27 protein-coding genes are annotated in these 24,184 nt (G+C 64.5%); 17 read left to right on the top strand and 10 right to left on the bottom strand.

Going from position 1 to position 24,184, the window contains the following annotated elements; all coding sequences use genetic code 11:
* Positions 1–159 precede the first annotated feature (159 nt).
* Positions 160–1,329 (bottom strand): 4-hydroxybenzoate 3-monooxygenase, encoded by a 1,170-nt coding sequence (gene pobA / locus IVB26_RS04410; RefSeq protein ID WP_247970741.1) that lies wholly within the window; start codon positions 1,327–1,329, stop codon positions 160–162.
* 261 nt (positions 1,330–1,590) lie between these two features.
* On the opposite strand from pobA, the gene IVB26_RS04405 reads away from it, so the two are divergent.
* The 9 genes from IVB26_RS04405 (at position 1,591) to IVB26_RS04365 (ending at position 10,534) form a co-directional block, all read left to right on the top strand.
* Positions 1,591–2,607: a TRAP transporter substrate-binding protein gene (locus tag IVB26_RS04405; RefSeq protein ID WP_247970740.1), complete on the top strand. Its 1,017-nt coding sequence runs from the start codon at positions 1,591–1,593 to the stop codon at positions 2,605–2,607.
* A gap of 223 nt (positions 2,608–2,830) precedes the next feature.
* The gene (locus tag IVB26_RS04400) at positions 2,831–3,340 is read left to right on the top strand and encodes a TRAP transporter small permease (protein WP_247524658.1); all 510 of its coding nucleotides are present in this window, start codon (positions 2,831–2,833) and stop codon (positions 3,338–3,340) included.
* Between the two features lie 2 nt (positions 3,341–3,342).
* Positions 3,343–4,662 carry a TRAP transporter large permease gene (locus tag IVB26_RS04395; RefSeq protein ID WP_247970739.1) on the top strand — a complete coding sequence of 440 codons (1,320 nt, stop codon included), beginning with the start codon at positions 3,343–3,345 and terminating at the stop codon, positions 4,660–4,662.
* Positions 4,663–4,674: 12 nt separating this feature from the next.
* Positions 4,675–5,136 carry a DUF3237 domain-containing protein gene (locus IVB26_RS04390; RefSeq protein ID WP_247970738.1) on the top strand — a complete coding sequence of 154 codons (462 nt, stop codon included), beginning with the start codon at positions 4,675–4,677 and terminating at the stop codon, positions 5,134–5,136.
* 249 nt (positions 5,137–5,385) lie between these two features.
* Positions 5,386–6,195, top strand: coding sequence for a crotonase/enoyl-CoA hydratase family protein (locus IVB26_RS04385; RefSeq protein WP_247970737.1), 810 nt, complete (start codon positions 5,386–5,388; stop codon positions 6,193–6,195).
* Positions 6,192–8,075 (top strand): feruloyl-CoA synthase, encoded by a 1,884-nt coding sequence (locus IVB26_RS04380; RefSeq protein ID WP_247970736.1) that lies wholly within the window; start codon positions 6,192–6,194, stop codon positions 8,073–8,075. Before IVB26_RS04385 ends, IVB26_RS04380 begins: the two co-directional genes overlap by 4 nt.
* 25 nt (positions 8,076–8,100) lie before the next feature.
* Positions 8,101–8,862 (top strand): SDR family NAD(P)-dependent oxidoreductase, encoded by a 762-nt coding sequence (locus IVB26_RS04375; protein WP_247970735.1) that lies wholly within the window; start codon positions 8,101–8,103, stop codon positions 8,860–8,862.
* A 10-nt stretch (positions 8,863–8,872) separates the two neighbouring features.
* Positions 8,873–9,292, top strand: a complete 420-nt coding sequence (locus IVB26_RS04370; RefSeq protein WP_145630794.1) for an acyl-CoA thioesterase — start codon at positions 8,873–8,875, stop codon at positions 9,290–9,292.
* A gap of 90 nt (positions 9,293–9,382) precedes the next feature.
* A complete protein-coding gene (locus tag IVB26_RS04365; RefSeq protein WP_247970734.1) occupies positions 9,383–10,534 on the top strand; it encodes an ABC transporter substrate-binding protein in 1,152 nt (383 codons plus the stop codon).
* Positions 10,535–10,786: 252 nt separating this feature from the next.
* Here IVB26_RS04365 and IVB26_RS04360 read toward each other — a convergent pair whose 3' ends face one another.
* Entirely contained in the window at positions 10,787–11,515 is a 729-nt protein-coding gene (locus tag IVB26_RS04360) for a glutathione S-transferase family protein (protein ID WP_247970733.1), read from the bottom strand.
* Between the two features lie 36 nt (positions 11,516–11,551).
* Positions 11,552–11,827, bottom strand: a complete 276-nt coding sequence (locus IVB26_RS04355; RefSeq protein ID WP_247970732.1) for a hypothetical protein — start codon at positions 11,825–11,827, stop codon at positions 11,552–11,554.
* Positions 11,828–11,938: 111 nt separating this feature from the next.
* On the opposite strand from IVB26_RS04355, the gene IVB26_RS04350 reads away from it, so the two are divergent.
* Entirely contained in the window at positions 11,939–12,637 is a 699-nt protein-coding gene (locus IVB26_RS04350; RefSeq protein ID WP_247970731.1) for a helix-turn-helix transcriptional regulator, read from the top strand.
* 16 nt (positions 12,638–12,653) lie between these two features.
* On the top strand, positions 12,654–12,977 hold the full coding sequence (locus IVB26_RS04345) for a YkgJ family cysteine cluster protein (protein ID WP_247973057.1): 324 nt from the start codon (positions 12,654–12,656) through the stop codon (positions 12,975–12,977).
* Positions 12,978–13,031: 54 nt separating this feature from the next.
* Here the strand turns inward: IVB26_RS04345 and IVB26_RS04340 are convergent, their stop codons facing one another.
* Together IVB26_RS04340 and IVB26_RS04335 are read right to left on the bottom strand one after the other, a co-directional pair.
* Positions 13,032–13,430 (bottom strand): hypothetical protein, encoded by a 399-nt coding sequence (locus tag IVB26_RS04340; protein ID WP_247970730.1) that lies wholly within the window; start codon positions 13,428–13,430, stop codon positions 13,032–13,034.
* 255 nt (positions 13,431–13,685) lie between these two features.
* Entirely contained in the window at positions 13,686–14,033 is a 348-nt protein-coding gene (locus IVB26_RS04335; RefSeq protein WP_247973056.1) for a DUF3307 domain-containing protein, read from the bottom strand.
* Positions 14,034–14,449: 416 nt separating this feature from the next.
* On the opposite strand from IVB26_RS04335, the gene IVB26_RS04330 reads away from it, so the two are divergent.
* The 4 genes from IVB26_RS04330 to IVB26_RS04315 all read left to right on the top strand — a co-directional run bounded on the left by IVB26_RS04330 (position 14,450) and on the right by IVB26_RS04315 (position 18,509).
* Positions 14,450–15,898: a TAXI family TRAP transporter solute-binding subunit gene (locus tag IVB26_RS04330; protein WP_247970729.1), complete on the top strand. Its 1,449-nt coding sequence runs from the start codon at positions 14,450–14,452 to the stop codon at positions 15,896–15,898.
* Positions 15,899–16,201: 303 nt separating this feature from the next.
* Positions 16,202–16,420, top strand: coding sequence for a hypothetical protein (locus IVB26_RS04325; RefSeq protein WP_246925471.1), 219 nt, complete (start codon positions 16,202–16,204; stop codon positions 16,418–16,420).
* 183 nt (positions 16,421–16,603) lie between these two features.
* The gene (locus IVB26_RS04320; protein ID WP_247970728.1) at positions 16,604–17,710 is read left to right on the top strand and encodes a cyclic nucleotide-gated ion channel; all 1,107 of its coding nucleotides are present in this window, start codon (positions 16,604–16,606) and stop codon (positions 17,708–17,710) included.
* Positions 17,711–17,723: 13 nt separating this feature from the next.
* Positions 17,724–18,509 carry an enoyl-CoA hydratase/isomerase family protein gene (locus IVB26_RS04315; RefSeq protein WP_247970727.1) on the top strand — a complete coding sequence of 262 codons (786 nt, stop codon included), beginning with the start codon at positions 17,724–17,726 and terminating at the stop codon, positions 18,507–18,509.
* On the opposite strand, the gene IVB26_RS04310 is transcribed toward IVB26_RS04315, so the two are convergent.
* Both IVB26_RS04310 and IVB26_RS04305 read right to left on the bottom strand, forming a co-directional pair.
* Entirely contained in the window at positions 18,510–18,944 is a 435-nt protein-coding gene (locus IVB26_RS04310; protein WP_247970726.1) for a DUF6157 family protein, read from the bottom strand.
* Positions 18,945–18,961: 17 nt separating this feature from the next.
* Positions 18,962–19,606, bottom strand: coding sequence for a glutathione S-transferase family protein (locus tag IVB26_RS04305; protein ID WP_247973055.1), 645 nt, complete (start codon positions 19,604–19,606; stop codon positions 18,962–18,964).
* A 131-nt stretch (positions 19,607–19,737) separates the two neighbouring features.
* Here IVB26_RS04305 and IVB26_RS04300 point away from each other — a divergent pair, with 131 nt between their 5' ends.
* Together IVB26_RS04300 and IVB26_RS04295 are read left to right on the top strand one after the other, a co-directional pair.
* Positions 19,738–20,718 carry a helix-turn-helix transcriptional regulator gene (locus IVB26_RS04300; RefSeq protein WP_247970725.1) on the top strand — a complete coding sequence of 327 codons (981 nt, stop codon included), beginning with the start codon at positions 19,738–19,740 and terminating at the stop codon, positions 20,716–20,718.
* A gap of 136 nt (positions 20,719–20,854) precedes the next feature.
* Positions 20,855–21,103, top strand: coding sequence for a hypothetical protein (locus IVB26_RS04295; protein ID WP_247549595.1), 249 nt, complete (start codon positions 20,855–20,857; stop codon positions 21,101–21,103).
* A 56-nt stretch (positions 21,104–21,159) separates the two neighbouring features.
* Here the strand turns inward: IVB26_RS04295 and IVB26_RS04290 are convergent, their stop codons facing one another.
* The 3 genes from IVB26_RS04290 to IVB26_RS04280 all read right to left on the bottom strand — a co-directional run bounded on the left by IVB26_RS04290 (position 21,160) and on the right by IVB26_RS04280 (position 24,091).
* On the bottom strand, positions 21,160–22,107 hold the full coding sequence (locus IVB26_RS04290; protein ID WP_247970724.1) for a fatty acid desaturase: 948 nt from the start codon (positions 22,105–22,107) through the stop codon (positions 21,160–21,162).
* Positions 22,108–22,121: 14 nt separating this feature from the next.
* On the bottom strand, positions 22,122–23,132 hold the full coding sequence (locus IVB26_RS04285) for an alpha/beta fold hydrolase (protein ID WP_247970723.1): 1,011 nt from the start codon (positions 23,130–23,132) through the stop codon (positions 22,122–22,124).
* A gap of 155 nt (positions 23,133–23,287) precedes the next feature.
* Positions 23,288–24,091 (bottom strand): MBL fold metallo-hydrolase, encoded by an 804-nt coding sequence (locus tag IVB26_RS04280; RefSeq protein ID WP_247970722.1) that lies wholly within the window; start codon positions 24,089–24,091, stop codon positions 23,288–23,290.
* Between the last annotated feature and the right edge of the window lie 93 nt (positions 24,092–24,184).

Genomic DNA, 24,184 nt, shown 5'->3' with positions numbered 1-24,184 from the left:
AACGGGATTTGTGCGGGCGTTTGAAACGGGCGGCGCCACAACAACGGTCCCGTAGGGTGGGCAAAGGCGCAAAGCGCCGTGCCCACGATCTCTCGATGATCGAGAGAGTTGGTGGGCACGCTGCGCTTTGCCCACCCTACGGTACCAACGCTGCCACCCTCAAAACGGCAGCCCCAGGTAATTCTCCGACAGCGACGTCATCGCGGCCTGCGACTGCGTGACGTAGTCGAGCTCGGCGAGCTGGATGCGGGCGCCGATGGTGCCGGTGTCGGGGAATTTGTGCAGCATCGAGGTCATCCACCAGGAGAAGCGCACGGCCTTCCAGACCCGCGCCAGCGCCGTGGCGGAATAGGCGTCGATCGCGGCGCTCGATTTCTCCTCGTAGAACTCGCGCAAGGCGCTCGACAGATAATGCGCGTCGGAAGCAGCGAGGTTCAGGCCCTTGGCGCCGGTCGGCGGCACGATGTGAGCGGCATCGCCGCACAAGAACATCCGGCCGAATCGCATCGGCTCGGCAACGAAGCTGCGCAAGGGGGCGATGCTCTTTTCGATCGAGGGGCCCGTGACGAGACTGTCGGCCGCCTCCTGGTCGAGCCGGCGCTTCAGTTCGTCCCAGAAGCGGTCGTCGGGCCATTGGTCGACATGGTCGTCGAGCGCGCACTGCACATAGTAGCGGCTGCGTCTGGTCGAGCGCATGGTGCAGAGCGCAAAGCCGCGGGCGTGGTTGGAGTAGATCAGCTCATGGCTAACCGGCGGAGTATCGGACAAAATGCCGAGCCAGCCGAACGGATAGATCCGCTCGAATTCCTCGATCGCCGTGGTCGGAACGCTGGCGCGGCTGACGCCGTGAAAACCGTCGCAGCCGGCGATGAAGTCGCAATCGATCGTATGGGTGACACCGTCCTTGACGTAGGTTACGCGCGGGTGACTGCCGTCGAAATCATGCGGCTGCACGTCGCTGGCCTCGTAGACCGAGACGAGACCGGCGGCCTTGCGCGCATTCATCAGGTCGAGCGTGACCTCGGTCTGGCCGTAGATCATCACGGTCTTGCCGGTGGCGGCCTTCATGTCGATGCGGTGCCGGCGGCCGGAAAAGGCGAACTCGATGCCCTCATGGACCAGGCCTTCGGCATGCGCCCGCGCGCCAGCACCGATCTGGTCGAGCAGCGCGACGGTTCCCTCCTCCAGCAGGCCGGCGCGGATGCGGCCGAGCACATAGTCCGGGCTCTGCCGCTCCAGAATGATATTGTCGATGCCGTAAGCGTGCAGCAGTTGCCCAAGCAACAATCCGGCCGGCCCGGCCCCGATGATTGCGACTTTTGTCCGCAATACTTGCTCCTTCCGATCCTGTAGGCTTTCGCACGGCCCGCTTGTCGCGCCAGCCCGCAGACGATAATTATATCATATAACGTTTGGGCAAAAAGGGGAGCGGTCGTCGCCCGCAGCGACAAATCCATGCAACATGGCTGACGTAGACGGCACGACAAGGCGCGCGCCAGTTCCGGCTTGAACGCGCCGGCTAATTAGATAACATGTTAATTAACGAGACCGGGCCATCGAAGCCCGCCGTCGAAAAGGGAGAGACGCGTGATGAGAAAAGCCTGTCTGGCATTGCTGCTGGCCGCGAGCGTGACGCCTGCCTTGGCGCAGGACAAGACCTTCGATTTGAAGATCTCGCACTGGGTGCCGGCCTCGCATCCCCTGCAGAAGTCGCTGGAAGACTGGGCTGCGGCGGTCGAGAAGGACTCCGGCGGCACCATCAAGGGCAAGGTGTTTCCGGCCCAGCAGCTCGGCAAGGCGTTCGACCATTACGACATGGCGCGCGATGGCATCGCCGACGTCACCTACGTCAATCCCGGCTACCAGCCCGGCCGTTTTCCGATCGTCGGCGCCGGCGAGCTGCCGTTCCTGATCTCCGACGCCAAGGGCGGCTCGATGGGGCTGGACGCCTGGTATCGCAAATATGCCGAGAAGGAGATGAAGGACGTCAAATACTGCCTCGCCTTCGTCCACTCGCCCTCCTCCTTCCATTCCAAAACCAAGAAGATCGTCAGCCCTGAGGACGTGAAGGGCATGAAGATCCGTCCGGCGCACGCCACCATGGCGAATTTCGTGACGTCGCTCGGCGGCACCAACGTGCAGTCGTCGGCGCCGGAAGTGCGCGACATCATCGAGCGCGGCGTCGCCGACGGCGTCACCTTCCCCTGGGGCTCCCTGGTGCTATTCGGCATCGACAAGGTGACCAAGTACGACATGGAGGCGCCGCTCTACACCACGACCTTCGTGTTCGTGATCAACAAGGACAAGTACAATGCGATGTCCGACAAGCAGAAGGCCGCGATCGACAAGAATTGCTCGGTCGAAATGGCGGGCGTGGTCGGCGAGCACTGGGGCAAGTTCGAGGATGCCGGCATCGACAAGGTGAAGGCGGAATCCGGCCACGAGGTCTACAAGCTGACACCCGAGCAGACCGCCGCCTGGAAGAAGGCCGCCGAGCCGCTGGTGAAGACCTGGAGCGAGGGCGCCAAGAAGGCCGGCGCCGATCCCGACGCGGCGCTCGCGGATCTCAAGGCGTCGCTGAAGAAGTACAACGCGCTGGCGGAGTAGCCCAGCAGCGGCCACGCACGCGCCGCACCTCTCCCGCTTGCGGGAGAGGTCGGGGCGCCCGGGCGATGCGAAGCATCGTCCCGCGCGCCGGGTGAGGGCTCTCTCCTGTTCGGGGTCCTCGGTTGTGGAAATACCCTCTCCCCAACCCTTCCCCGCAAGCGGGGGAGGGAGCGCAGCTTTCATCGCGGACACACCTCGCACTCGTCTGAAGGACTCTTTCCCCATGAAGCGCTCCTGGATGGATCGCGTGATCGACACGATCGAATGGATCGCGGCCGGATTCGTCGGCATCGTCGCGCTCGACATCTTCCTGTCGGTACTGCTGCGCAACACGCTGAACTACTCGATCCCCGACAGCTTCGACATCGGCCGCATGCTGCTCGGCATTCTCATCTTCTGGGGCATCGCGGCGACCTCCTATCGCGGCACCCACATCACGGTCGATCTGGTCTGGGGCAATGTCGGGCCGCGCCATCAGCGCTGGATCGACGTGTTCGCAACCCTGGTGCTGCTGTTCGTCGTGACCGTGCAGACCTGGACGCTGTTCGACAAGGTGCGCGGCACCTACAATGACAACGTCCAGACCTTCGACATGCACATGCCGACCTGGCCGTTCTTCGCGGTCGCCTGGATCGGCGACGTCTGCGCCGTGCTGCTGATCGCGATCCGCACCTACCGGCTGATCTTCCATCCCGAAGAGATGCATGACCCCAAATTGAAGGCGACGGAGTAATCATGAGCACCGATGCCGTCGCCGTAATCGGCTTCGTTTCCCTGTTCGTCCTGATGCTGCTGCGCGTGCCCGTCGGCATGGCCATGGGCCTCGTCGGCGTCTCCGGCTTCGCCTACCTCGTCAACGGGAATGCGGCGCTGAAGCTGGTCGGCCAGACCTCGATGCGCACGGTGACCGACTACACCTTCGGCGTCATCCCGATGTTCCTGCTGATGGGCTCGTTCGTCAGCAATTCCGGCATGAGCCGCGAGCTGTTCCGCGCGGCCAACGGCTTCGTCGGCCATTTGCGCGGCGGGCTCGGCATCGCCACCGTCGGCGCCTGCGGCGGCTTTGCAGCGATCTGCGGCTCTTCGGTCGCGACCGCCGCGACCTTCTCCGCCGTGGCCTATCCCGAGATGCGCCGGTTCGGCTATCCGCAGTCCTTTGCCACCGGCGTGATCGCGGCCGGCGGAACGCTGGGCGCGATGCTGCCGCCCTCCACCGTGCTCGCGGTCTACGGCATCATCACCGAGCAGGACATCGGAAAGCTCTTCATCGCCGGCATCATCCCAGGCCTGCTCGCGATGAGCATGTACATGATCACGATCTTCCTGATCGGTTATTTCCGCCCCGACTTCCTGCCAAAGGGCAAGGTGACACCATGGCGCGAGCGCTTCGCCGGGTTGAAGGAGATCTGGGCGCCGGTGCTGCTGTTCGTGTTCGTGATCGGCGGACTCTACGGCCTGCCCTATTTGCCGCGCTTCACGCCGACGGAAGCGGGCGGCGTCGGCGCCGCGGGCGCGTTCATCATCGGCGTGCTGACGGGCCGCCTCGACCGCGAGAAGATCCTGGCCTCGCTGCTGCAGGCGACGCGCACTGCGGCCGCCGTCTTCACCGTGCTGATCGGCGCGCTGATCTTCGGCTATTTCCTGACGGTAACGCAGACGCCGCAGAAAGTGACCGAATTCCTCACCGGCCTCGGCCTCGGCAGCTACGGCGTGCTGGCGCTGATCATGGTGATGTATCTCGTGCTAGGCTGCCTGATGGACGCCATGGCGATGATCATCCTGACCGTGCCGATCATCTTCCCCGTGATCACGCATCTCGGCTTCGACCCGATCTGGTTCGGCGTCATCATCGTCATGACTGTCGAGCTCGGCCTGATCCATCCGCCGGTCGGCATGAACGTCTTCGTCATAAAAAGCGTGGTAAAGGACGTCTCCTTCTCCACCATCTTCAAGGGCGTGATTCCGTTCGTGGTCACGGACCTGATCCGCCTCGTGATCCTGATCGCCTTTCCGCTGCTGGCGACCTGGCTGCCGACACGCATGATGGCGCATTGACGAGGCGAAGCAATGACCACACCGATGCTCGAAACCAAATACCTCTTCACCGTCACCGCCCGCATTGGCGACGTCGTCACCGCCGGCGAGACCGGGATCGGCGTTCGCCGCATCATTCCGATCATCGGCGGCGAAGTGACGGGCGCGATATCTGGCAAGGTGCTGCCGTTCGGGGCCGACTTCCAGACCATCCGCCCCAACGAGCTGATCGACCTCGAGGCGAAGTACGCCTTCGACACCGACGACGGCGCGATCGTCTATGTCGAGAACAAGGGCATGCGCTTCGGACCGGTCGAACTCTTGCAAAAGCTCAAGCGCGGCGAGCCGGTCGATCCCAAGCTGATCTATTTCCGCACCGTTCCGAAATTCGAGACGGGGCACGAGAAGTATCGCTGGCTGATGGAGCATATTTTCGTCGGCTCGGCCGCGCGGCATGCGGATCGCGTCGTGATCGACGTGCACCAGGTGATGTAAGGCAGCGGCAAGTCTCCGCCGGCTCCGCAAACTCCGCTAGTCGTCCCGGCGAACGCCGACACCCATACCGCGGAATCCATCGATGGCGGCGGGCGGGGTTCCGAACGACGTATCTTCGCCAAATTCCTCCTTGGGAGTATGGGTCCCGGCGTTCGCCGGGACGACACCGAATGTGAGAATGGCCGCCCGGTCCCATATTGACTCCCACAGAATTCGTTATACAACATAACTATTCTGACAAGGACGCAAATGACACAGGGAAACGCTGAGACCGCTGACGCGGGTGCCTCCGGGCTACTCCGGATCGAAAGGGCGGACCGGGTTCTGACCGTGGGTCTGAACCGGCCGGCCAAGCGCAATGCGCTCAACGACGGCATCATCCTGGAAATCGGCGAGTGTTTCGCGAACCTGCCCGAGGATATCGGCGCGGTCGTCATCCACGGCATCGGCGATCATTTCTCCAGTGGCCTGGACCTCTCCGAGCTGACCGAGCACGACGCGACCGGCGGCCTGCTCCATTCGCAGATGTGGCACCGGGTGTTCGACCGCATCCAGTACAGCCGCGTACCCGTAATCGCGGCCCTCAGGGGCGCGGTGATCGGCGGCGGGCTGGAGCTTGCCTGCTCGGCGCATATCCGCGTCGCGGAGCCGTCGACCTATTTCGCGCTGCCGGAGGGACAACGCGGCATCTTCGTCGGCGGCGGCGGCTCGGTGCGGTTGCCGCGGCTGATCGGTGTCGCCCGGATGATGGACATGATGCTGACGGGCCGCGTCTATAGCGCGACCGAAGGCGCCTCCTACGGCTTCGCGCAATATGTCACGGAAGCCGGCAACGCGCTCGGCAAGGCGATGGAGCTCGCGACCAAGGTCGCCTCCAACGCGCCGCTGACCAATTTCGCCGTGCTCCAGGCACTGCCGATGATCGCGGAGGCCAATCCGCAGACCGGCCTCCTGATGGAATCGCTGATGGCGACCGTCGCGCAGAGCGACAAGGAGGCAAAACGCCGGATCCGCGAATTCCTCGAACACAAGACCGCAAAGGTGAAGCCGAAATCATGAGCGCGCAGCCGTCCTCTTCCAGCATGGAGCGCGGCGCGAGCACTTTTCCGCTGCGGCCCATCTCGTTCGGCGATCCCATCGTCAACATCGAGCGCCGCGACGACGGCACGATCTACCTGCGGCCCAAGCAGTCGCTCGGCGACTATCCCGTCCGCATCACCGACCGCCTGCTTCATTGGGCGGCGACCACGCCGGACCGCGTCTTCATGGCCGAGCGCGAAGGCGGCCGCGGCTGGCGCAAGATCACTTACGCCGAGCTGCTCGTCGCGAGCCGGCACATCGCCTCGAGCCTGATCGCGCGCGGCCTTTCGGCGGAGCGGCCGGTCGTGATCCTCTCCGGCAACTCGATCGACCACGCTTTGCTCGCGTTCGGCTCGTTCTATGCCGGCATTCCGTTCTGCCCGGTCTCGCCGGCCTATTCGCTGGTGTCGAAGGATTACGGCAAGCTGTCTTACCTGATGAAGCTGCTGACGCCAGGCCTCGTCTTCGCCGAGAATGCCGACAGGTTCGCCGATGCGCTCGCCGCCAATGTCTCGCTCGGCACCGAGATCGCCGCGTCCTATGGCCATGTGCCGGGCCGTGACGTCACCCTGCTCGCCGACCTCATGGCGACGCCGATCCGCAGCGATCTCGACGACGTCCACGGCAAGATCGGCCCCGACACGATCGCGAAATTCCTGCTGACCTCGGGCTCGACCGGCAACCCCAAGGCCGTCATCAACACCCAGCGCATGATCTGTGCCAACCAGGTGATGCTGCGCGAGACGCTCGCCTTCCTGAAGGACGAGCCGCCCGTCATCATCGACTGGCTGCCGTGGAACCACACCTTTGGCGGCAACCACAATATCGGGCTGACGCTCTACAATGGCGGCTCGATGTATCTGGACGCCGGCAAGCCAATGCCCGGCGGCATCGAGGAGACCGTGCGCAATCTCCAGGAGATCTCGCCGACGGTCTATTTCAACGTGCCCAAGGGCTATGAATCGCTGCTGCCCTATTTGCGCGAGGACCAGGGCCTGCGCGCAAAATTCTTCGACCGGCTGCACGCGATGTTCTTCTCGGGCGCCGCGCTGTCGCCGTTCATCTGGGACAGCCTCGATGAGCTCGCGGTGAAGGAAAAGGGTTATCGCGTACCAATGCTGACCGGGCTCGGCGCGACCGAGACCGCGCCGTTCTTCATGTCGGTCAACCCGCGCACCAGCCGCTCCGGCCATGTCGGCCTGCCTGTTTCGGGCAACGACGCCAAGCTGGTGCCGAACAACGGCAAGCTGGAAGTGCGCGCCAAGGGGCCGAACGTCATGCCCGGCTACTGGCGCCAGCCCGACATCAGCGCGAAATCCTTCGACGAGGAAGGATTTTACAAGATGGGGGATGCGCTCAAGCCCGCAGACCCCGATGATCTCAACGCCGGGTTCGATTTCGACGGCCGTGTCGGTGAAGACTTCAAGCTCGCCAGTGGCACCTGGGTCAGCGTCGGCCCGCTGCGCGCGCGCCTCACAGCGGCCTGCGCACCGCTGGTGCGCGACGTCGTCATCGCCGGCATCAACCGCGACGAGGTCTCCGCGCTGGTCGTGCTCGATCTCGACGGTTGCCGGCTGATCAACCCGACGCTGCCGACCGACGACCTCGTCGTCGCGACGCGTGACCGGCTGGTGCGCGAAGCCTTCCGCGAGCGCCTGACCGGTTTCCTCAGCCAAGCCACCGGCTCCTCGACGCGGATCACGCGCGCGATCCTGATGGACGCGCCGCTCTCGATCGACAAGGGCGAGGTCACCGACAAGGGCTCGATCAACCAGCGCGCGGTGCTCGAGCATCGTGCCGCGCTGATCGAAGAGCTCTACGCTGCCAATCCGTCCGACCGTGTGATATCGGTCGCCTAAGAAATCATCGCCAAAGGAGAACGCCATGTTGTTGAAGGATCAGGCAGCCATTGTCACCGGCGGCGCATCGGGATTGGGCGCTGCCACCGCGCGAAAACTGGCGGCGCAGGGCGCCAAGGTCGCGGTCTGCGATCTCAATGCCAAGCTTGCAGAAACGGTTGCCGCCGAGATCAAGGGCGTGGCCGTGACCTGCGACGTCTCTGATGCCGCCTCCGCCGAGGCCGCGGTCGCGCAGGCCGCGAAAGCCCATGGCCCGGCGCGCGTGCTGGTCAATTGCGCCGGCATCGGCGTTGCCAAGCGCGTGGTCGGCCGCGACGGCCCGATGGCGCTCGCCGATTTCGACAAGGTGATCAAGGTCAATCTGATCGGCACCTTCAACATGCTGCGCCTTGCCGCCGCCGAGATGTCCAAGCTGGAGCCGCAGGCGACCGGCGAGCGCGGCGTCATCATCAATACCGCCTCCGTTGCCGCCTATGACGGCCAGATCGGCCAGTCCGCGTATTCGGCTTCCAAGGGCGGCATCGTCGGCATGACGCTGCCGATCGCGCGCGAGCTGGCGCAGTTCGGCGTTCGCGTGCTGACCATCGCACCCGGCCTGTTCCTGACGCCGCTGCTCGCGAACCTGCCGCAGGAAGCCCAGGACTCGCTCGCCGCCGCGATCCCCTTCCCGCGCCGGCTCGGCCAAGCCGACGAGTTCGCCGCGCTTGCGCTGCACATGGTCGAGAATACGTACCTGAACGGCGAAGTGGTGCGCCTCGACGGCTCGCTGCGCATGGCTCCGAAATAAGGCACCGCGCATGTTCGTGAACCGGCGCGACGTCCAGATCCAGTGGGGTGATTGCGACCCCGCCAACATCGTCTACTACCCGCGCTATTTCGCGATGTTCGACGATTCGACCTCGACCCTGTTCGAGGTCGCCGGCTTCTCCAAGCAGGACCTGGTCCGCAAATACGGCCTGGTGGGAATCCCCATGGTCGATACGCGGGCCAAGTTCTACATCCCCTCGACCTATGGCGACTGGATCACCATCGAAACCAAGATCGAGAGCATCAAGCGCTCGAGCTTCGAGGTGAAGCACAACGTCTACAAGGGCGAGGCGCTGGCGATCGAGGGTTTCGAGACCCGCGTTCTGGTCGGCCGTGATCCTGACAACCCCGACAAGCTGAAATCGGCACCGTTCCCTGCGGAAATGGTCGCCAAATTCACGGGGAGCTAGGTCCGAAGCTAAATCGCCGCATCACCAAAAGAGGGGGCTGAATTACCCCCCGATTTCTGCTTTCAAAGAAACACGTAAAGGGAGGAATAGATGAAACGCTTTTACCTGACCGCCGCCATCACCGCGGCGACGCTTGCCCTGCCGGCGCTGCCCGCGCTGGCGCAGACCAGCGAAGTCACCATCGGCATCACCACCACCACGACCGGCCCCGGCGCCGCGCTGGGCATTCCCGAGCGCAACGCGCTGGAATTCGTGCCGAAGGAGATCGGCGGCGTGCCGCTGAAGGTGATCGTGCTCGACGACGGCGGCGATCCCACCACCGCGACCACCAATGCCCGCCGCTTCGTGACTGAATCCAAGGCCGACATCATCATGGGCTCGGCGCTGACGCCGCCGACGATCGCGGTCTCCAACGTCGCCAACGAAGCCGGCATTCCGCATTTCGGCCTCGCCCCGTTTCCCATCACGCCGGAGCGCATGAAGTGGTCGGTGGCGATGCCGCAGCCGATCCCGATCGTGGGCAAGGTGCTGTACGATCACATGAAGGCCAAGGGCGTGAAGACGCTAGGCTATATCGGATATTCCGACTCCTATGGCGACCTCTGGTTCAACGACCTCAAGGCGCAGGCCGTGCCGATGGGCATGACCATCGTCGACGAGGAGCGCTTCGCCCGTCCCGATACGTCAGTGACCGGACAAGTGCTGAAGCTCGTCGCCGCCAATCCCGACGCCATCCTGGTCGGGGCCTCCGGCACCGCGGCCGCGCTGCCGCAGACCGAGCTGCGCGAACGCGGCTATCAGGGCCTGATCTACCAGACCCATGGCGCCGCCAGCATGGATTTCATCCGCATCGCCGGCAAAGCGGCGGAAGGCGTGCTGATGGCCTCGGGCCCGGTGATGGATCCCGAGGACCAGCCGGATGAAGCCGCGACCAAGAAGCCGGGCCTCGCGCTCAACTCGGCCTATGAGGCCAAGTACGGCCCGAACAGCCGCAGCCAGTTCGCCGGCCACTCCTACGATGCGTTCGAGATCCTGAAGCGCATCATCCCGACTGCGCTGAAGACCGCAAAGCCCGGCACGCCGGAATTCCGCGAAGCGATCCGCCAGGCGCTGCTGACGGAGAGGGAGCTGGCGGCAAGCCAGGGCGTCTACAATTTCACCGAAAAGGACCGCTATGGCCTCGACGAGCGCTCGCGCATCCTGCTCACGGTGAAGAACGGCAAGTACACGCTGGTGAAGTAAGCGCAGCGAAAACTCCAAGATGACAAGAGCCGGCCCATCGGGCCGGCTCTTTTGTTTTGGCAACGGGCCGCGAGCTGACGCTCCGCTGTCGCTGCGTCCCCTCTCCCGCTTGCGGGAGAGGGTTGGGGAGAGGGTGTCACCGCGTAGGGATTACGGAGCAGTCCCTCAGCCGAGAGAGCCCTCACCCGGCGCTTCGCGCCGACCTCTCCCGCAAGCGGGAGAGGTTGCACCGCGCTCGCGGCGAGACTGAGCCTAAGCCGCCTGCCGCAGCGGGGTCCAGGCGAACTCAGGATAGTAATCGTCCATCATGCGGTCGACGTAAGCCGTGAGGTTCGGAAAGCCCTCGGCACGCTCGCGCAGGATCGATTCGAAGAACGGCGAGAGGACACCGGCGAGCATACCGAAGGCCGTGGCATCGACGCCGCAGGGCTTGTTGCCCATCAGGTACGCCTTGTCGGCGAGCTGCACCGACAGTGCGAACAACGAGCGCACGGCGAGGTCGACGTCGTCATCTGGCGCGTGGCGGCCGAGGCCCGAGAGCAGATAGTTCTCGGCGACGCGGAATTGCGCATCCTCGCGCAGCTTCTCGCGGTTGTGCTCCGGTGCGCCGTCGAAGAAGTGGGCGGGACCCTTGGCGAAATTGACCGGGTCGACCCAGCGCGCCCCGACCAGTCCCCAGTAGACATGGTGCTCGATCATCCGTTCGAACGCCCAGGCCTGCGCACGCTCGGCCAGCGACAGGCCGGCGTCGAAATCGAAGCCGTAGCGCCGCTCGATATGGGCGCGGATGAAGGTGGAATCGGCCACCGCCTCACCGCCGTCGTCGATGAACGGCAGCTGCCCCTTGGGGGAGGCCGGCGGCATCGCCCGCTCCTTCCGGTAGGGCAATCCCGCCATCTTGAGCTGCACCTCCGTCTTGGTGACGAAGGGACTGATTTCCGGCAGGCCAAAGCCCGTGCCAAAGCCATAAAGCGTGATCATGCGAGCTCTCCTGAACCTCTCGAAAGTTGACGGAACCTAGCGACCGGCTGCTGCCACCATGGTGGCAGCAGCCGTGATATCTTCTGCGAAGCGGGCGCCCCGCCAGGCACGGCCCATCACATGGCGGACCAGCGCGTCCGCGGCCTGGACCAGCGAGCGTGTCACCACGCTTGCGAACGCCAATCGGAGGTCAACGGCCATGAGATCGAGCGAAACGAGGCGGCTGAGCGCCAATGCTTGCCAAATCTGGGCCTGCCAAAGCTGGGCGCGCCACAACGGGACGGCCGGGCCGAAATGGGTTGGAATGATCATGGACAAATCCTCTCAGTCGATGTGTTGTCCCGGTATAGAACCCCCCTGCTGCCAACATCCTGTCAGCAGCCGCGCGCCGCCTTCTGAAAAGACCACAACAAGAGACCCCTCATGAGACGCGCCGATCGGCTGTTTCAAATCATCCAGGTGCTGAGGCGCACGCGTAAGCCGCTGACGGCGGATGCCATCGCGGCCGAGCTCGAAACCTCGAAGCGCACGATCTATCGCGACATCGCCACGCTGATTGGCCAACGCGTGCCGATCCGCGGTGAAGCCGGCATGGGCTACATCCTGGAAAAGGGTTTCGACCTGCCGCCCTTGATGCTGACACCCGACGAGATCGAGGCGGCAGTGCTGGGCGCACAATGGGTCGCCGGCCACGCCGATTCGGCACTGGCACGCGCGGCCGAAGATCTGATGGCCAAGATCGCCGACACGGTGCCTGAGCGCCTGCGTCCCTTCGTGCTGGAGCCGGCTAGCCGTGCGCGGCCAAGCTGGAACAGGGAGCCGGACCGTCTGGACATGGTCCGCACCCGCACCCAGATTCACGAAGGCAAGAAGATCATGCTGCGCTATCGCGACGAGCAGGGCCGCGCCAGCGAGCGCATGATCTGGCCGATCTCGGTCGGCTATCTCGAAGCCGTGCGGCTGCTCGCCGCCTGGTGTGAGTTGCGCAGCGACTTCCGCAGCTTCCGCACCGACCGCGTCGTGGAGGCGAACTATCTCGACGAGAAATATCCGGAGCGACGCGACGTGCTGCGCGCAAGATGGCGGCAGAGCCTGGTCTGGGGCCCTCCCAAGGATACTTGAAGAACACGTGACGATGATGGAAGAGAGCTCCCCCACCGATCCGTCGAGCTGTTGCCAGAATTGCGGCGCGTGCTGCGGCTATTCGGCCAACTGGCCGCGCTTCTCGGTCGAGAGCGACGAGGAGCTTGCCGCGATTCCGGAGACGCTGGTCAACGAACGCCAGTCCGGCATGCGTTGCGAGGGCGATCGCTGCTCGGCCTTGCAGGGGGAAATAGGGAAAGCGACCGCGTGCGGCATCTATGCGATGCGGCCGGAAGTGTGCCGCACCTGCATGCCGGGCGATGCCGAATGCGCGATGGCGCGGCGGAAGTTCGGGCTGCCGGTGATCGCTAGCGCATGATCCGGAAAAGTGTGAAGCGCTTTTTCGTCAAGATCATGCGCCGACAAAGTGCGCTTAAGCCGGAACCGCTTCGCTGATCTCGTCGACGAACTCGTCCTCGAGCGGTGCGAGCACCGAGAGGGGCTTGGTCGACAGCGTGATCGGCTTGCGGCCGCCCGACAGCGACGGCGAGGATTTCGCCGTGCCTTCGCGCGCCAACGCATAAAGCGTCGAGCCGACGCGGCCGCCGTTCTCGATCAGGTCGCGTTCGTTGCAGCTCGCTGCGATCGCGACCGCCAGCGAGTGCAAATGGCTGCGGCGGTAGCAGAACAGCGCCAACCTGGCGCGGGCGTCAGGGGAAACACTCTCAACCAGCCTCGGCAGGCCACTCTCGCTGGCGCGATACATCTCGCCAAGGAGCTCGTCGCGGACCGGGCAGAAATCGCTTTCAAAGGTATCGCGGCTTGAAAACATTGCAGTTCTCCCTCAGGCACGGAAGATGCAGTGCAATTCTCTAATGAAAGGTTAACCACGCTGCCCGGTAGTCACCCGGGGTGGTTGCGCCCTGGCCGCGAATCAGTGGGGCTCCCGACCGATCCCTTGAAGGTCTGCGTGGCCCGGATGGAGCGCAGCGCAATCCGGGAAGGACGCAGTACGTGGCACGGGATTACGCTGCGCTCCATCCGGGCTACGAACTAGCCGCCGCCTTACGTGCGAGGCCGCCAGGCCTCAGTTCGCCGCCATGAAGATGGAGAGGCCAAAGCCGGTGAGATGGTGGAGGGCCTGGTCGACGCCGATCAAGGTCCAGAACCAGGGATGCGCAAGATCGACCCCGAAATTCGCCGAGACGAACCCCTTGGCGCGGTCGATCGTGATGTGGATCACGAAGTCGATCAGGGCCACAAACCAGAATCTCGGCGCGACGATCAGGATCAGCGGCAACGCAACCGCAAGGTGAACGAGGCAGTGCACCAGAAGCGGCAGGGCCCAACCGTGCTTCTGGTCCTTGCCGTGCGCCATCCAGGCGGTCTGAAGGACGAAATCGGCGATGATGTGCTTGAAAGTGAGCAGCAACATCCAGCCAATGAGCGCTTCGACCGGAACCGCCGATGACATGGGTGGAAACGACAAGCTAACGCCCTCATTGACGTGACAAGAAAAACTGGAGCGTTCAGCGCAACTTCTTCTTGGACCGGTTCTCGGACCGGTCAAATCGCCGGGACGTGCGATTTATGACATCTCCCGCGGCCGAATGCAGCCGGGGGGAACCGGAAAATCGCCAAGTGTGGCTAACTGGTGATAGGATGACCAATCGCCGCGGCGGCGAGGAGTAAGGTTACCTACGGCTCGAAATTTGCTTTCCGCTGCCTTCGCGGTATCATTGACGGCAGAGAATATCGTTCTTTTTTCAGGCGTTTACGAATTGCAGGGCGCCCGCCGCGATCACGTCCGCGAGCCGCCCGCCACCGATAGAATAAGGCCAGAGTGCTGCCATGAGTACTGAAGGCCCCAATTCATCACCGATGGAGCCGCCGCCCCGGCGCCCCAAGGTGATCAAGACCAATCAGCAGCAGGTCTTCCTCTACGTCGTGCTGACCCTGCTGTTGTCGCTCGCCACCGTCTGGGGCGGCCGCGCCATGCTGCACAATTCGGAAACGCTGACTTTTGCCGTCGGCGCCCCCAACAGCGACGAGGCGCTGTTCGCGGCCAAGCTCGCCACCGTGCTGAAGACCAACGCCTCGCGCTTCCGGATCAAGATCGTCAACAACGCAGACAACGCCAAGGCGCTCGCACAGTTCGACCGCAAGCAGGCTGACCTTGCCGTCCTGCGCACCGACGCCAAGGTACCGCTGCGGGCGCGCACGCTCGCGATCCTCGAGCACGATCTCGTGCTTCTGATCGGTCCCGGCAACAAGAAGATCAAGTCGATCGCCGAGTTGAAGAAGAAAAAGGTCGCGGTCGTCGCCGAGAACGAGTCCTCCCTCGCCTTCGTGCGCAGCATCCTCGACATCCCCGACGGTCCGGACGCCGCGAAAATCCAGATGGCGCCGCCGGGCGCAACGCTCGACAAGCTGTTTGCACCGTCAAACGGCTTTGGCGCGGTGATCGCCATCGTCCATGCCTCCAGGGCGGTGCGGGACAAGGCCTATGAGCAGGTCGCCAAGCGCGGCGGCGGCTTCACGCTCAACGCGATCGACGAGGCCAAGGCGCTGGCGCGTAGAGTCCCGGGCATCTCCAGCGAGACGCTGACGGCGGGCACGCTGTCGACCTCGCCGCAAATTCCCGACGACGATCTCGACACGATCGGGCTCGAATGGCTGCTGGTCGCGCAATCCAGGATGTCCCCGAGCACGGCAGGCGAGCTCGCACGCATCGTCTACGAGAACAAATCAGCGCTCGGGCTCGACAACAGCTTTGCAAGCAGAATTGAGCCGGCCTCGACCGAGAAGGACGCCTTCGTGATGGCGCACCAGGGCGCGGCCGACTACATCAACGACGACACCAAGTCGTTCATGGAGAAGTACAGCGACCTGATGTATCTGGGCGCCGCCGCGCTCAGCGTCATCGGCTCGATCTTCGCTGCCATCTACGCCAAGATCACCCGCATCGCGCCAGAGAAGGCCAGCGAGCTCTCCACCGCGATCCTCGACATCGGCGAGCGGATCGAGCACGCCCACTCTCTGGATCAGCTCGAATGCCTCCAGGACGAGCTGGAGGGCATTTTACGCGGGGCCGTCATCGGCCTGCGAGACGGCACGATCAGCACCGACGGGCTCGACACCTTCAAGCTCGGCTACGAATTCGTCCGCGACGAGATCGGCATGCGCCGCGACTATCTGAAACGTCATGCCGGCGAGACTGAAAAGACGGCGCGCGACGAAAGCCCTGCCCAGCACGACGACAGCAATGTCGTGGTGGTCAAGACCGCCCAGAGCGCCTGAGGGAGCCGGGCCAGTTAGGCCGTCCACCACTCTCCTGTCCCGGACAAGCTGCAATGCCAAAGGCGTTGCAGCGCAGAGCCAGGACCCGGGAGCCGCAGCGTACGTTGCTGAATGGGCCCCGGCTCTGCAGCGCATCACTGCGTGCTGCGCTGCGTCCGGGGCACGAGGCTGAGGTCGTGACGACGCCATAGGCGCGAGCCCTGCCAACAGGTTGGGGCGCGCAAAAGTCCGATCAATAGCCGGCCGTCGGGAACCGGCACCATCTGCAACCGTTGGTTACCGGTTACAACCGGAGACCGCAGCATGCGTGCACTCCTCATCATCCTCCTCCTGGGAATGCTGGCGGCGGCCGGCTATTTCGCCTATTCCGCAATGGCGGTCGAAGGTGAGCCGATCCCGACGGAAGGCTATGTGGCCCTGGCGCTCGGGGCGGGGTTTTCCATCCTGGTCGGGGTCGGACTGATGGTGCTGTTGTTCTTCAGCAGCCGCCGCGGTTACGACGAGCCGCCACATTTCAGGTAGACAAGCTCCCCAACCATAGCCGCGCAGTCCGCGAGGCTCGGTGCAGCAGCGCCGATCACGCTGCCGCCCGTCGCCCCGTCGTTGACGGCCTCGGCGCGGGCGGGCACTTTGGCGCCGACGTCCCAGAAGGGACGCCGAAGACTTTGCCCCAACACCGATCTCGAGACCGAGCCGCCTTCGCGCATGTCCAAGCCGCTGATTTCCGCACTGGCCCAGTTCGCGGCCGCCACGGCCGGCCGCAACATGACCAAGGCGGCCTATGTCGCGGTGACCGTCGGCGTGCTCGGCATGGTGTTGCTGACGGACAAACGGGCCCATGAGGCGCACGGCTGGATCGGCGCTCTGCTTTGGGCGTGCCTCGCCTATTTCGTCTTCGAATGGCTGGTCCGGCTGCACCATATGACGCAGCAGGGGCGACTTTCGCTCTACATGTCCTCCTCTGCCGGGCTGGTTGACGCGATCGGAGCTCTGGCGGTGCCGGTCGCGCTGGTTCTCGGCGTCGAGCCCGGGACGGCCTGGCTGCTCGGCGTGCTCTGGGTGTTGAAGGTCATCCCGGGCATTCCGGGCCTGCGGCAGCTTCGCCGCGTGCTAGTGCTGGAATCGGGGCCGCTGGTCAGCGTGCTCGTGATCTTCCTGATGGTGGTCTTCCTCGCCTCCGTCGCCGAATATTTCCTGGAGCGGGACGTGCAGCCCCAGACGTTCGGCAGCGTGCCGGCGGCGCTGTGGTGGGCCGTCGTCACGCTGACGACCACCGGCTACGGCGACGTCGTGCCGGTGACGCCGCTCGGGCGCTTGGTGGCAGCCGCCGTGATGATCTCCGGCCTCGGCGTGTTCGGCCTTTGGACCGGTATTCTGGCGACCGGATTTGCCGCCGAGACCCGGCGCGACAATTTCCTCAAGACCTGGGAGTCCGTCAGCAAGGTGCCGTTCTTCGCGGCGCTCGGCCCCGCTGCGATTGCCGACGTCACCCACATGCTGCGGACCATGGAGCTGCCGGCGCGCACCATGATCATCCGCAAGGGGGCGCAGGGCGATTGCATGTATTTCATCGCCGCCGGCGAGGTCGAGGTCGACCTGCCCGGCAAGAAGGTTCAGCTCGGCGAAGGCGCCTTCTTCGGCGAGATGGCGCTGCTCGGCAACAACAAGCGCGGTGCCAACGTTTCGACCACGAAAGTATCGCGGCTTCTGGTGCTCGACCTCGTCGACTTCCGCGTGCTGATGGCACGGCACCCGGATCTCGCCGAGACCATCGACGCCGAGGCGAATCGCCGCGCGCTCGAAAACAAGTAAGATGGAGACAAGAATGTCGGACATCACCGACGCAGCCACCGGCCCCCTGCTCGAACGCGACGGCGCGCGCGCCACCATCCGCCTCAACCGGCCCAAGCATCTCAACCGGCTCCAGGCGGAGGACCTCGACGCGCTCGTCAAACTGTTCGACCTGGTCGAGGCAGATCCTGGCATCCGCGTGCTGGTGCTGACCGGCACCGGCCGGGTCTTCTCCGCCGGCTATGACCTCAATTCGGTCGCCGAGCGCGCCGTCAGCGCAAACGAGCAGCAGAGCGCGGGCTCCGCCTTCGAGGTGGTCGTCAACCGGCTGGAGGATTTGGGCGTGCCGACGATCTGCCGGCTCAACGGGGGCGTCTACGGCGGCTCGACCGACCTCGCGCTCGCCTGCGATTTCCGCATCGGCGTCGACACTGCCGAGATGTTCATGCCGGCGGCGCGGCTCGGACTGCATTATTACCCGAGCGGCATCAAACGCTACGTCACCCGGCTTGGCCTCGACAATGCGAAAAAGCTGTTTCTGACCGCGCAAAAGATCAGCGCGCCGGAGATGCTGCGCATCGGCTATCTCACCGCCATGGTGCCGGTGGAGTTTCTGGACGAGGAGGTCGACAAGCTCGCCGGCGTCCTCGCTGGCAACGCGCCGCAGGCGATGCGTGGCATGAAGCGTGCGATCAACGAATTCGCCCGCGGCGAGCTCGATGATCGCGCCGCCGACCAGCGCCATCGCGACAGCATGCGCGGCGACGAGATCAAGGAAGGCATCAAGGCGTTCGCGGAGAAGCGAGCGCCAAAATTCTGATCACGCCCGCTTCGACCGCATCGCGCGCACCTGCGTGAGCTTGGGATCGCGGACGAGCGCCTGGTAGCGTTTGCTGTCGATGGCGTAGATCGCGATCCGGCCCTCGCTATCGGCATGAACGCCCCATCCGAAGCGCTTGCCCAGGCTCGACGCCCTCATGCACGCTTGCCCCCGAGAGAAGAACGCTTCGCGGGCCGCATGCTTCTCCGCTTTGGTCGCCTTCACATCGAGCTCGCGTCCAGGCGCAGACGTCGCGAAGATAACGTCGTCGGACGAGTATTTGTAGGGTGCCATGGCGATCATCACGTATTGCAGGCACGCCACCGTCGGCTTTCCCGCGCGCAACGGCGGCTCCTCGCCAGTACGCGCGGGACAGTCTTCGGCTACCCGGATGAAGGTGTTGAAGCAGTTGGTCGTGTGCATCGGCTTCGTCATCTGTCACCTTGTATCATTCAGCCCCCAACGGCCGCAGCATGCTCCGCCGCCATCTCGTCATCGGCCGCATTGATCCGCTGGAACGCCGACCGCGACGTCATACGTTCGGCATAGCGCACGAACACGTCCTTTTTCGGCACGATGCCGAACATCATGGTCCAGCTGAATGCGACGCCCCACAGCACATCGGCAGCCGTCATCCGCTCGCCGAGGAGATACGGCCCCTTCGACAGCTGCGCTTCGAGCGTTGCGAGCATGGTGTCGTAGTCGGCATAGGGCGAATGCGTGATGGGGGCCGGCTCGCGCTGCATGAATTTGTCGATCAGCGCCGGCTCGAAGGATGAGCCGTAATAGGCGATCCAGCGCAGATAAGGGCCTCGCAACGGATCGTTCAGCGCGGGCGTCAGCCCCGCCTGCGGAAACAGATCGGCGAGAAAGATGGTGATCGCGACCTGCTCGGTCACCAGGGCGTCGCCATGACGGACCGCCGGGACCTTGCCGAGCGGATTAATGGCGAGATAAGCGGGCTGACGCTGCTCGCTCGCCTTCATATTGAGGACGTGGAGATCGTAGGGCGCCTCCAGCTCCTCCAGCAGCACCCGCGTGCCGGTGGCGCGGCTTTGCGGCGAGTAATACAGGGTGATGCGGTTCGGATCGGTCATGGCAGGTCTGGTCGTGGCAGGTCTGGTCAAGGCAGGTCTGGTCAAGGCAGGTCTCCTGGGCGTCGTGTGACTAGCCGCATCTTGTAGAGGCCCATACCTGACATCCTGTGTCAGGTATGATTTAAAGAACCATGCGCGCGAGCCGGATGCTGTCGATCCTCACCACCCTCCAGGCCAGGGGGCAGGTCACCGCGCCCGAGCTCGCGGAGGCCTGCGAGGTGTCGGTGCGCACGATCTATCGCGACATCGACGCGCTCGCCGCGTCCGGCGTTCCCGTGTACGCCGATCGCGGCGCGGAGGGCGGCTATCGCCTGATCGACGGCTACCGCGTGCGGCTGAACGGTCTGTCGCAGAGCGAGGCAGGCGCGCTGTTCCTGGCCGGATTGCCGGGCCCGGCCGCGGCACTCGGGCTCGATGCTGCGATGATCGCCGCGCAGAACAAGCTGATGGCCGCCCTGCCTGCGAATCTTCGCGCGGACGCCGGGCGGATGCAGGAGCGTTTTCACCTGGACGCGCCGGGCTGGTTTGGCGAGACGGAAGACCCAAAGCACCTGCGCACGATCGCCGGGGCGACTCTGCGCGGGACGCTGATCAAGATCCGCTATCAGAGCTGGCGATCCGAGAAGCAGCGCCGCCTCGCGCCGCTCGGCCTCGTGTTGAAGGGTGGGAGCTGGTACCTCGCGGGTCAGGTCGACGCCAGCGTGCGCACCTATCGCGTCGCGCGCGTGCTTGACTGCACGGCGCTCGACGACGGCTTCGATCGCCCCGCCGATTTCGATCTCGCCGCCTATTGGCAGGCCGCGACACTTCGCCTCGAGGCCGAGATGCATCCGAATGTCGCGGTCGTGCGGCTCTCGCCGTTCGGTGTCAAGCTGCTCGATGCGCTGAGCCAGCCCTACGTCAAGGCGCGCACGCAGCTCGAAGAGACCGCTGATGCCTACGGCTGGCGCATTGCGCGCGTGCCTGTCGGCAAGACATCCTGGCACGCCGCAGCCGAATTGTTGCGGCTCGGTCCCGAGGCCGAAGTGCTTGAGCCCGCCGATCTTCGCGACAAGATGGTGGAGCTGACGCAGGCAATGGCCGCGCGCTATCGCGCGGTGCGCAAAGCCTGACGGCGGCACATTTTGCCGCAGGCCACGAAACAATCCTGAAACACGATTCTCGCCGCGAGCCGTGAACGCATTCGCGTTTCAGCCCGACCGAGATGCAGGGACACAACAACGGCCCCGCGCCAAATGGAGAATGAAGATGTTTCGTAAGCTTGCTCTTGGTCTGATCGCCGCCGGCTCGCTCGCTGTCGCCGCTCTCGCCCCCACCGCGGCCTCGGCCGGCGGTTTCCATCACCATCACGGTCATCACCACTGGGGTCCCGGCTGGGGCTTTGGCGGCATCTACCTCAACACCGGCGTCAGCAATTGCTACCAGGAGCGCCTGGTCCAGACCCGTCATGGCCTGCGCGTGCGCGTCGTGAATGTCTGCGCCTACGGGATGTACTGATATCTCGCCTTCACGACAAAGCTCCGGTCGCACCGCGGCCGGAGTTTTGCATTTGACTAGCGGGCCTGCCGCTGCCGGCGAAACCAGGCCCAGGTCTCGCGCGTCGTTCTGATGTAGCCGCGGCCGCGATGGACGATCTCGCCGTCGACGATCTCGTTCAGCTTCGGCAGCGCATGAAAGGGGATCGAGGGATAAGCGTGGTGCTCGACATGGTAGGGCATGTTCCACGCGAACCATTTGACGACCGCGGCGGTATAGGTGGTGCGGGTGTTCTGGAACGCGCTGCGGGTGCGGTCGCAGCCGGTATGCTCGGCATAGAGATAGGGCCGCAGGAAGAACTGCCCGATGACGAGCGGGACGATCCAGACCCAAAGCAGCAACGCTGACGAGAACCACAGCGAGAGCGCGAGCAGCAGGAGATAGAGCGCGACATAGGCGCGCGCCTCGATCACGATGGTGGCGCGCTTGCCCTCGGGAATCCAGGGCATGGTGACCTTGCCGGTGATCGCATGGCCGAGCACCAGCCGTAGACGTCCGGCGACCTGGAGCAGGCCGCTATAGGCGATCGCGAGCTGCGTGTCGGATGTCGGCTTCACCCCGACGATCAACTCGGGATCCTTGTCCGGATCCTGGGTGTAGCGGTGATGGTCCCAGTGAAACAGGCAGTAATATTCGTAGGGCAATCCGATGATGAAGGCCGAGAGATGGCCGACGACGAGATTGAGGCCGCGGCTCCTGAACGCGGTCTTGTGCGCGGTCTCATGCACCGCCATGAACAGGAAGGCGACGAAATAGCCCTGCACCGCCATCAACGGCAGCGCCCAGAGCACGCCATGGCGGAAAGCGACCATCCCGATCAGCGCGCCCACCAGCGCGATCACGCCATAATGGCCAAGGCTCTGCGCCGCGCCTCTGAGATTGGAGCGGACCGACAGTTCGCGCAGCATGGCCGGCGTCAGCGGCTTCAGGCGGTGGCCGGATTCTGAAACGGTCGCGTCAGTCATGGTCGGATGCCCTGTCACTTGCCGAGAAGGGCTGCGACCTCGGCCTTGATGAAGGCCTGGTCGCGCGGATTGCCAACGGGGTTGCCGGCGCGATGGCCGTGCAACGACGGGATCGGATGCAGCACGGCCGATTTCGCGTTGGTCAGCCGGCCGAGTTCGTCCTCGTTGTCGCGGACATCGAAATAGCGATCGGTCGCGCCCGGCATCAGCAGCATGTGCGCCTTGATCGCCGCCAGCGCGCGGTCGAGATTGCCGCCGAATGCCCCACAGCGACTGATGTCGCCGCGCTGCCAGATTCCGATCTGCGCCAGCAGATCATTGGCATCGCGCCGGGCAAAGGTCGCATCCCAGGTACGGACGAGATAGTCCTCCAGCGAGCTGAAGCCGGCCTCGCGCCAGAGCTCGTCGCGATAGAAGCCGTGCGACATCGCCCAGCCGGCATAGACGCGCCCCATGGCGCGGTAGCCGGCGACGGGCTTCTCGGCGAAGCGGCCGTCGCGGAAGGCGGGATCGGCGGTGAGCGCGGCCTTCACGCTTTCCAGGAAGACGTAATTGTAGGGCGCGCAACGCGCACTGCCGCAGACCACGGCCGCGCGCGCGACCATATCGGGATGCAGCGCCGCCCAGTGAAAGGCCTGCATGCCGCCCATCGACCAGCCGTAGACGAGGGCAAGCTTTGCGATGCCGAAGCGTTCGGTGAGGAGCCGGTGCTGGACCGCGACCGCATCGTGATAGGTCACCTCCGGGAACGGCGCCGCGGTATTCGACGGCGAGGACGACAGACCGTTGCCGAACAGGTTCGGGATGATGATGAAGTAGCGCGTGGGATCGAGCACGCCGTCCGGGCCAATCAGCCACTCGGTGTCAAAATGCTGCGCGCTGAACGACGTCGGATAAAGGATGACGTTGTCCTTGGCCGGGCTCAGCGTGCCGTAGGTCTTGTAAGCAAGCTTCAGCGCGGAGAAGACGGCCCCGGACTGGAGGGTGACGTCGCCGGCTTCGAAGATGTCGTAGTGCGCCGTCATGAACCGAACTCCCGCTCGCGGCCCAGAATGCGCCGCTGAGGCGGCGATTGCATCGATCATGCCGAGCCCGCGGACGCGCCGCTGCGTCGCGCTCAATAACTGTACTTTTAGTACAGTTATTTTGGACCGACAAGATAAATCAACGAACCGCCCGCTTACGCGATGGCGGCGATATAGCGCTCCACCGATGCTGCGAAGGCGGCCTTGGCCCCACTGGCAATGTTGCGCCCCCACCAGGCGCCATAGATGCGATCGAAGGCGAGCGGCTCGACTGCGGCCGCGATCCGCCGCACCGCGGCGGCATTGAGCGGCATGTAGTTGGGGTAGGAGTACATGAAGCTGACGAAGCGGCGGTCCATCGTCACCTGAGCGATGTCGCCGGTGAGCAGCGCGCCCTTGCCGTCCGCACCGCGCGCAGCGTGCAGCATGGTGGCACCGGCGAAATGACCGCCGGTGCGCAGCAGCAGCACATCGTCGGAGATGCGGTGGCTTTCGCCGGTCCAGTGCACGATCGAGGGATGCGGCCGCGTGACGAAGGCGCGATCGTCGGCATGCAGATAGACCGGCACGCCGCCAAAGGTATCGCTCCAGTCGGCGACCGCGCCGTAGTAGTGCGGATGCGAGATCGCGATCGCCTTCAGTCCGCCGAGTGCTGCAACGTGTTGGATGGCTTCATCGGTTGCCAGCGGAACGCAATCCCACATCACGCATCCATCGCCTTGAGGCACCAGCAGCGCGCGCTGCCCGATGGCGAAGCTCGGCTCCAGGCTGATCCCGGTGAGGCCGAGATCGTCGCGGCCCACCAGTCGGTGCCCCCGCATGAGCTCCTCGCGCGTGAGGAAGCTCTGCCCTTTCCAGTTCACGAACTGCCGCTCGTCCTCGCAAATCAGGCAGGAGGCGGGCGGATTTCCGCCGTTCGGAAATTGCGCGCCGCAGGTTTCGCAGGTCCAGAGAGGCATGACTCGAGCTCCGTGGGAAGGCCGCAGGATGACATTGCGAACGAGCGTTCAGCAAGTTCGATGAGCCGCAAGGGGTGACTGGAACCAACGCGG

This window comes from Bradyrhizobium sp. 195, from assembly GCF_023101665.1.
Taxonomy (GTDB): Bacteria; Pseudomonadota; Alphaproteobacteria; order Rhizobiales; family Xanthobacteraceae; genus Bradyrhizobium.
The sequence above is the reverse complement of the archived record's forward strand: the minus strand, read 5'-3'. Positions and strand labels throughout refer to the sequence as shown.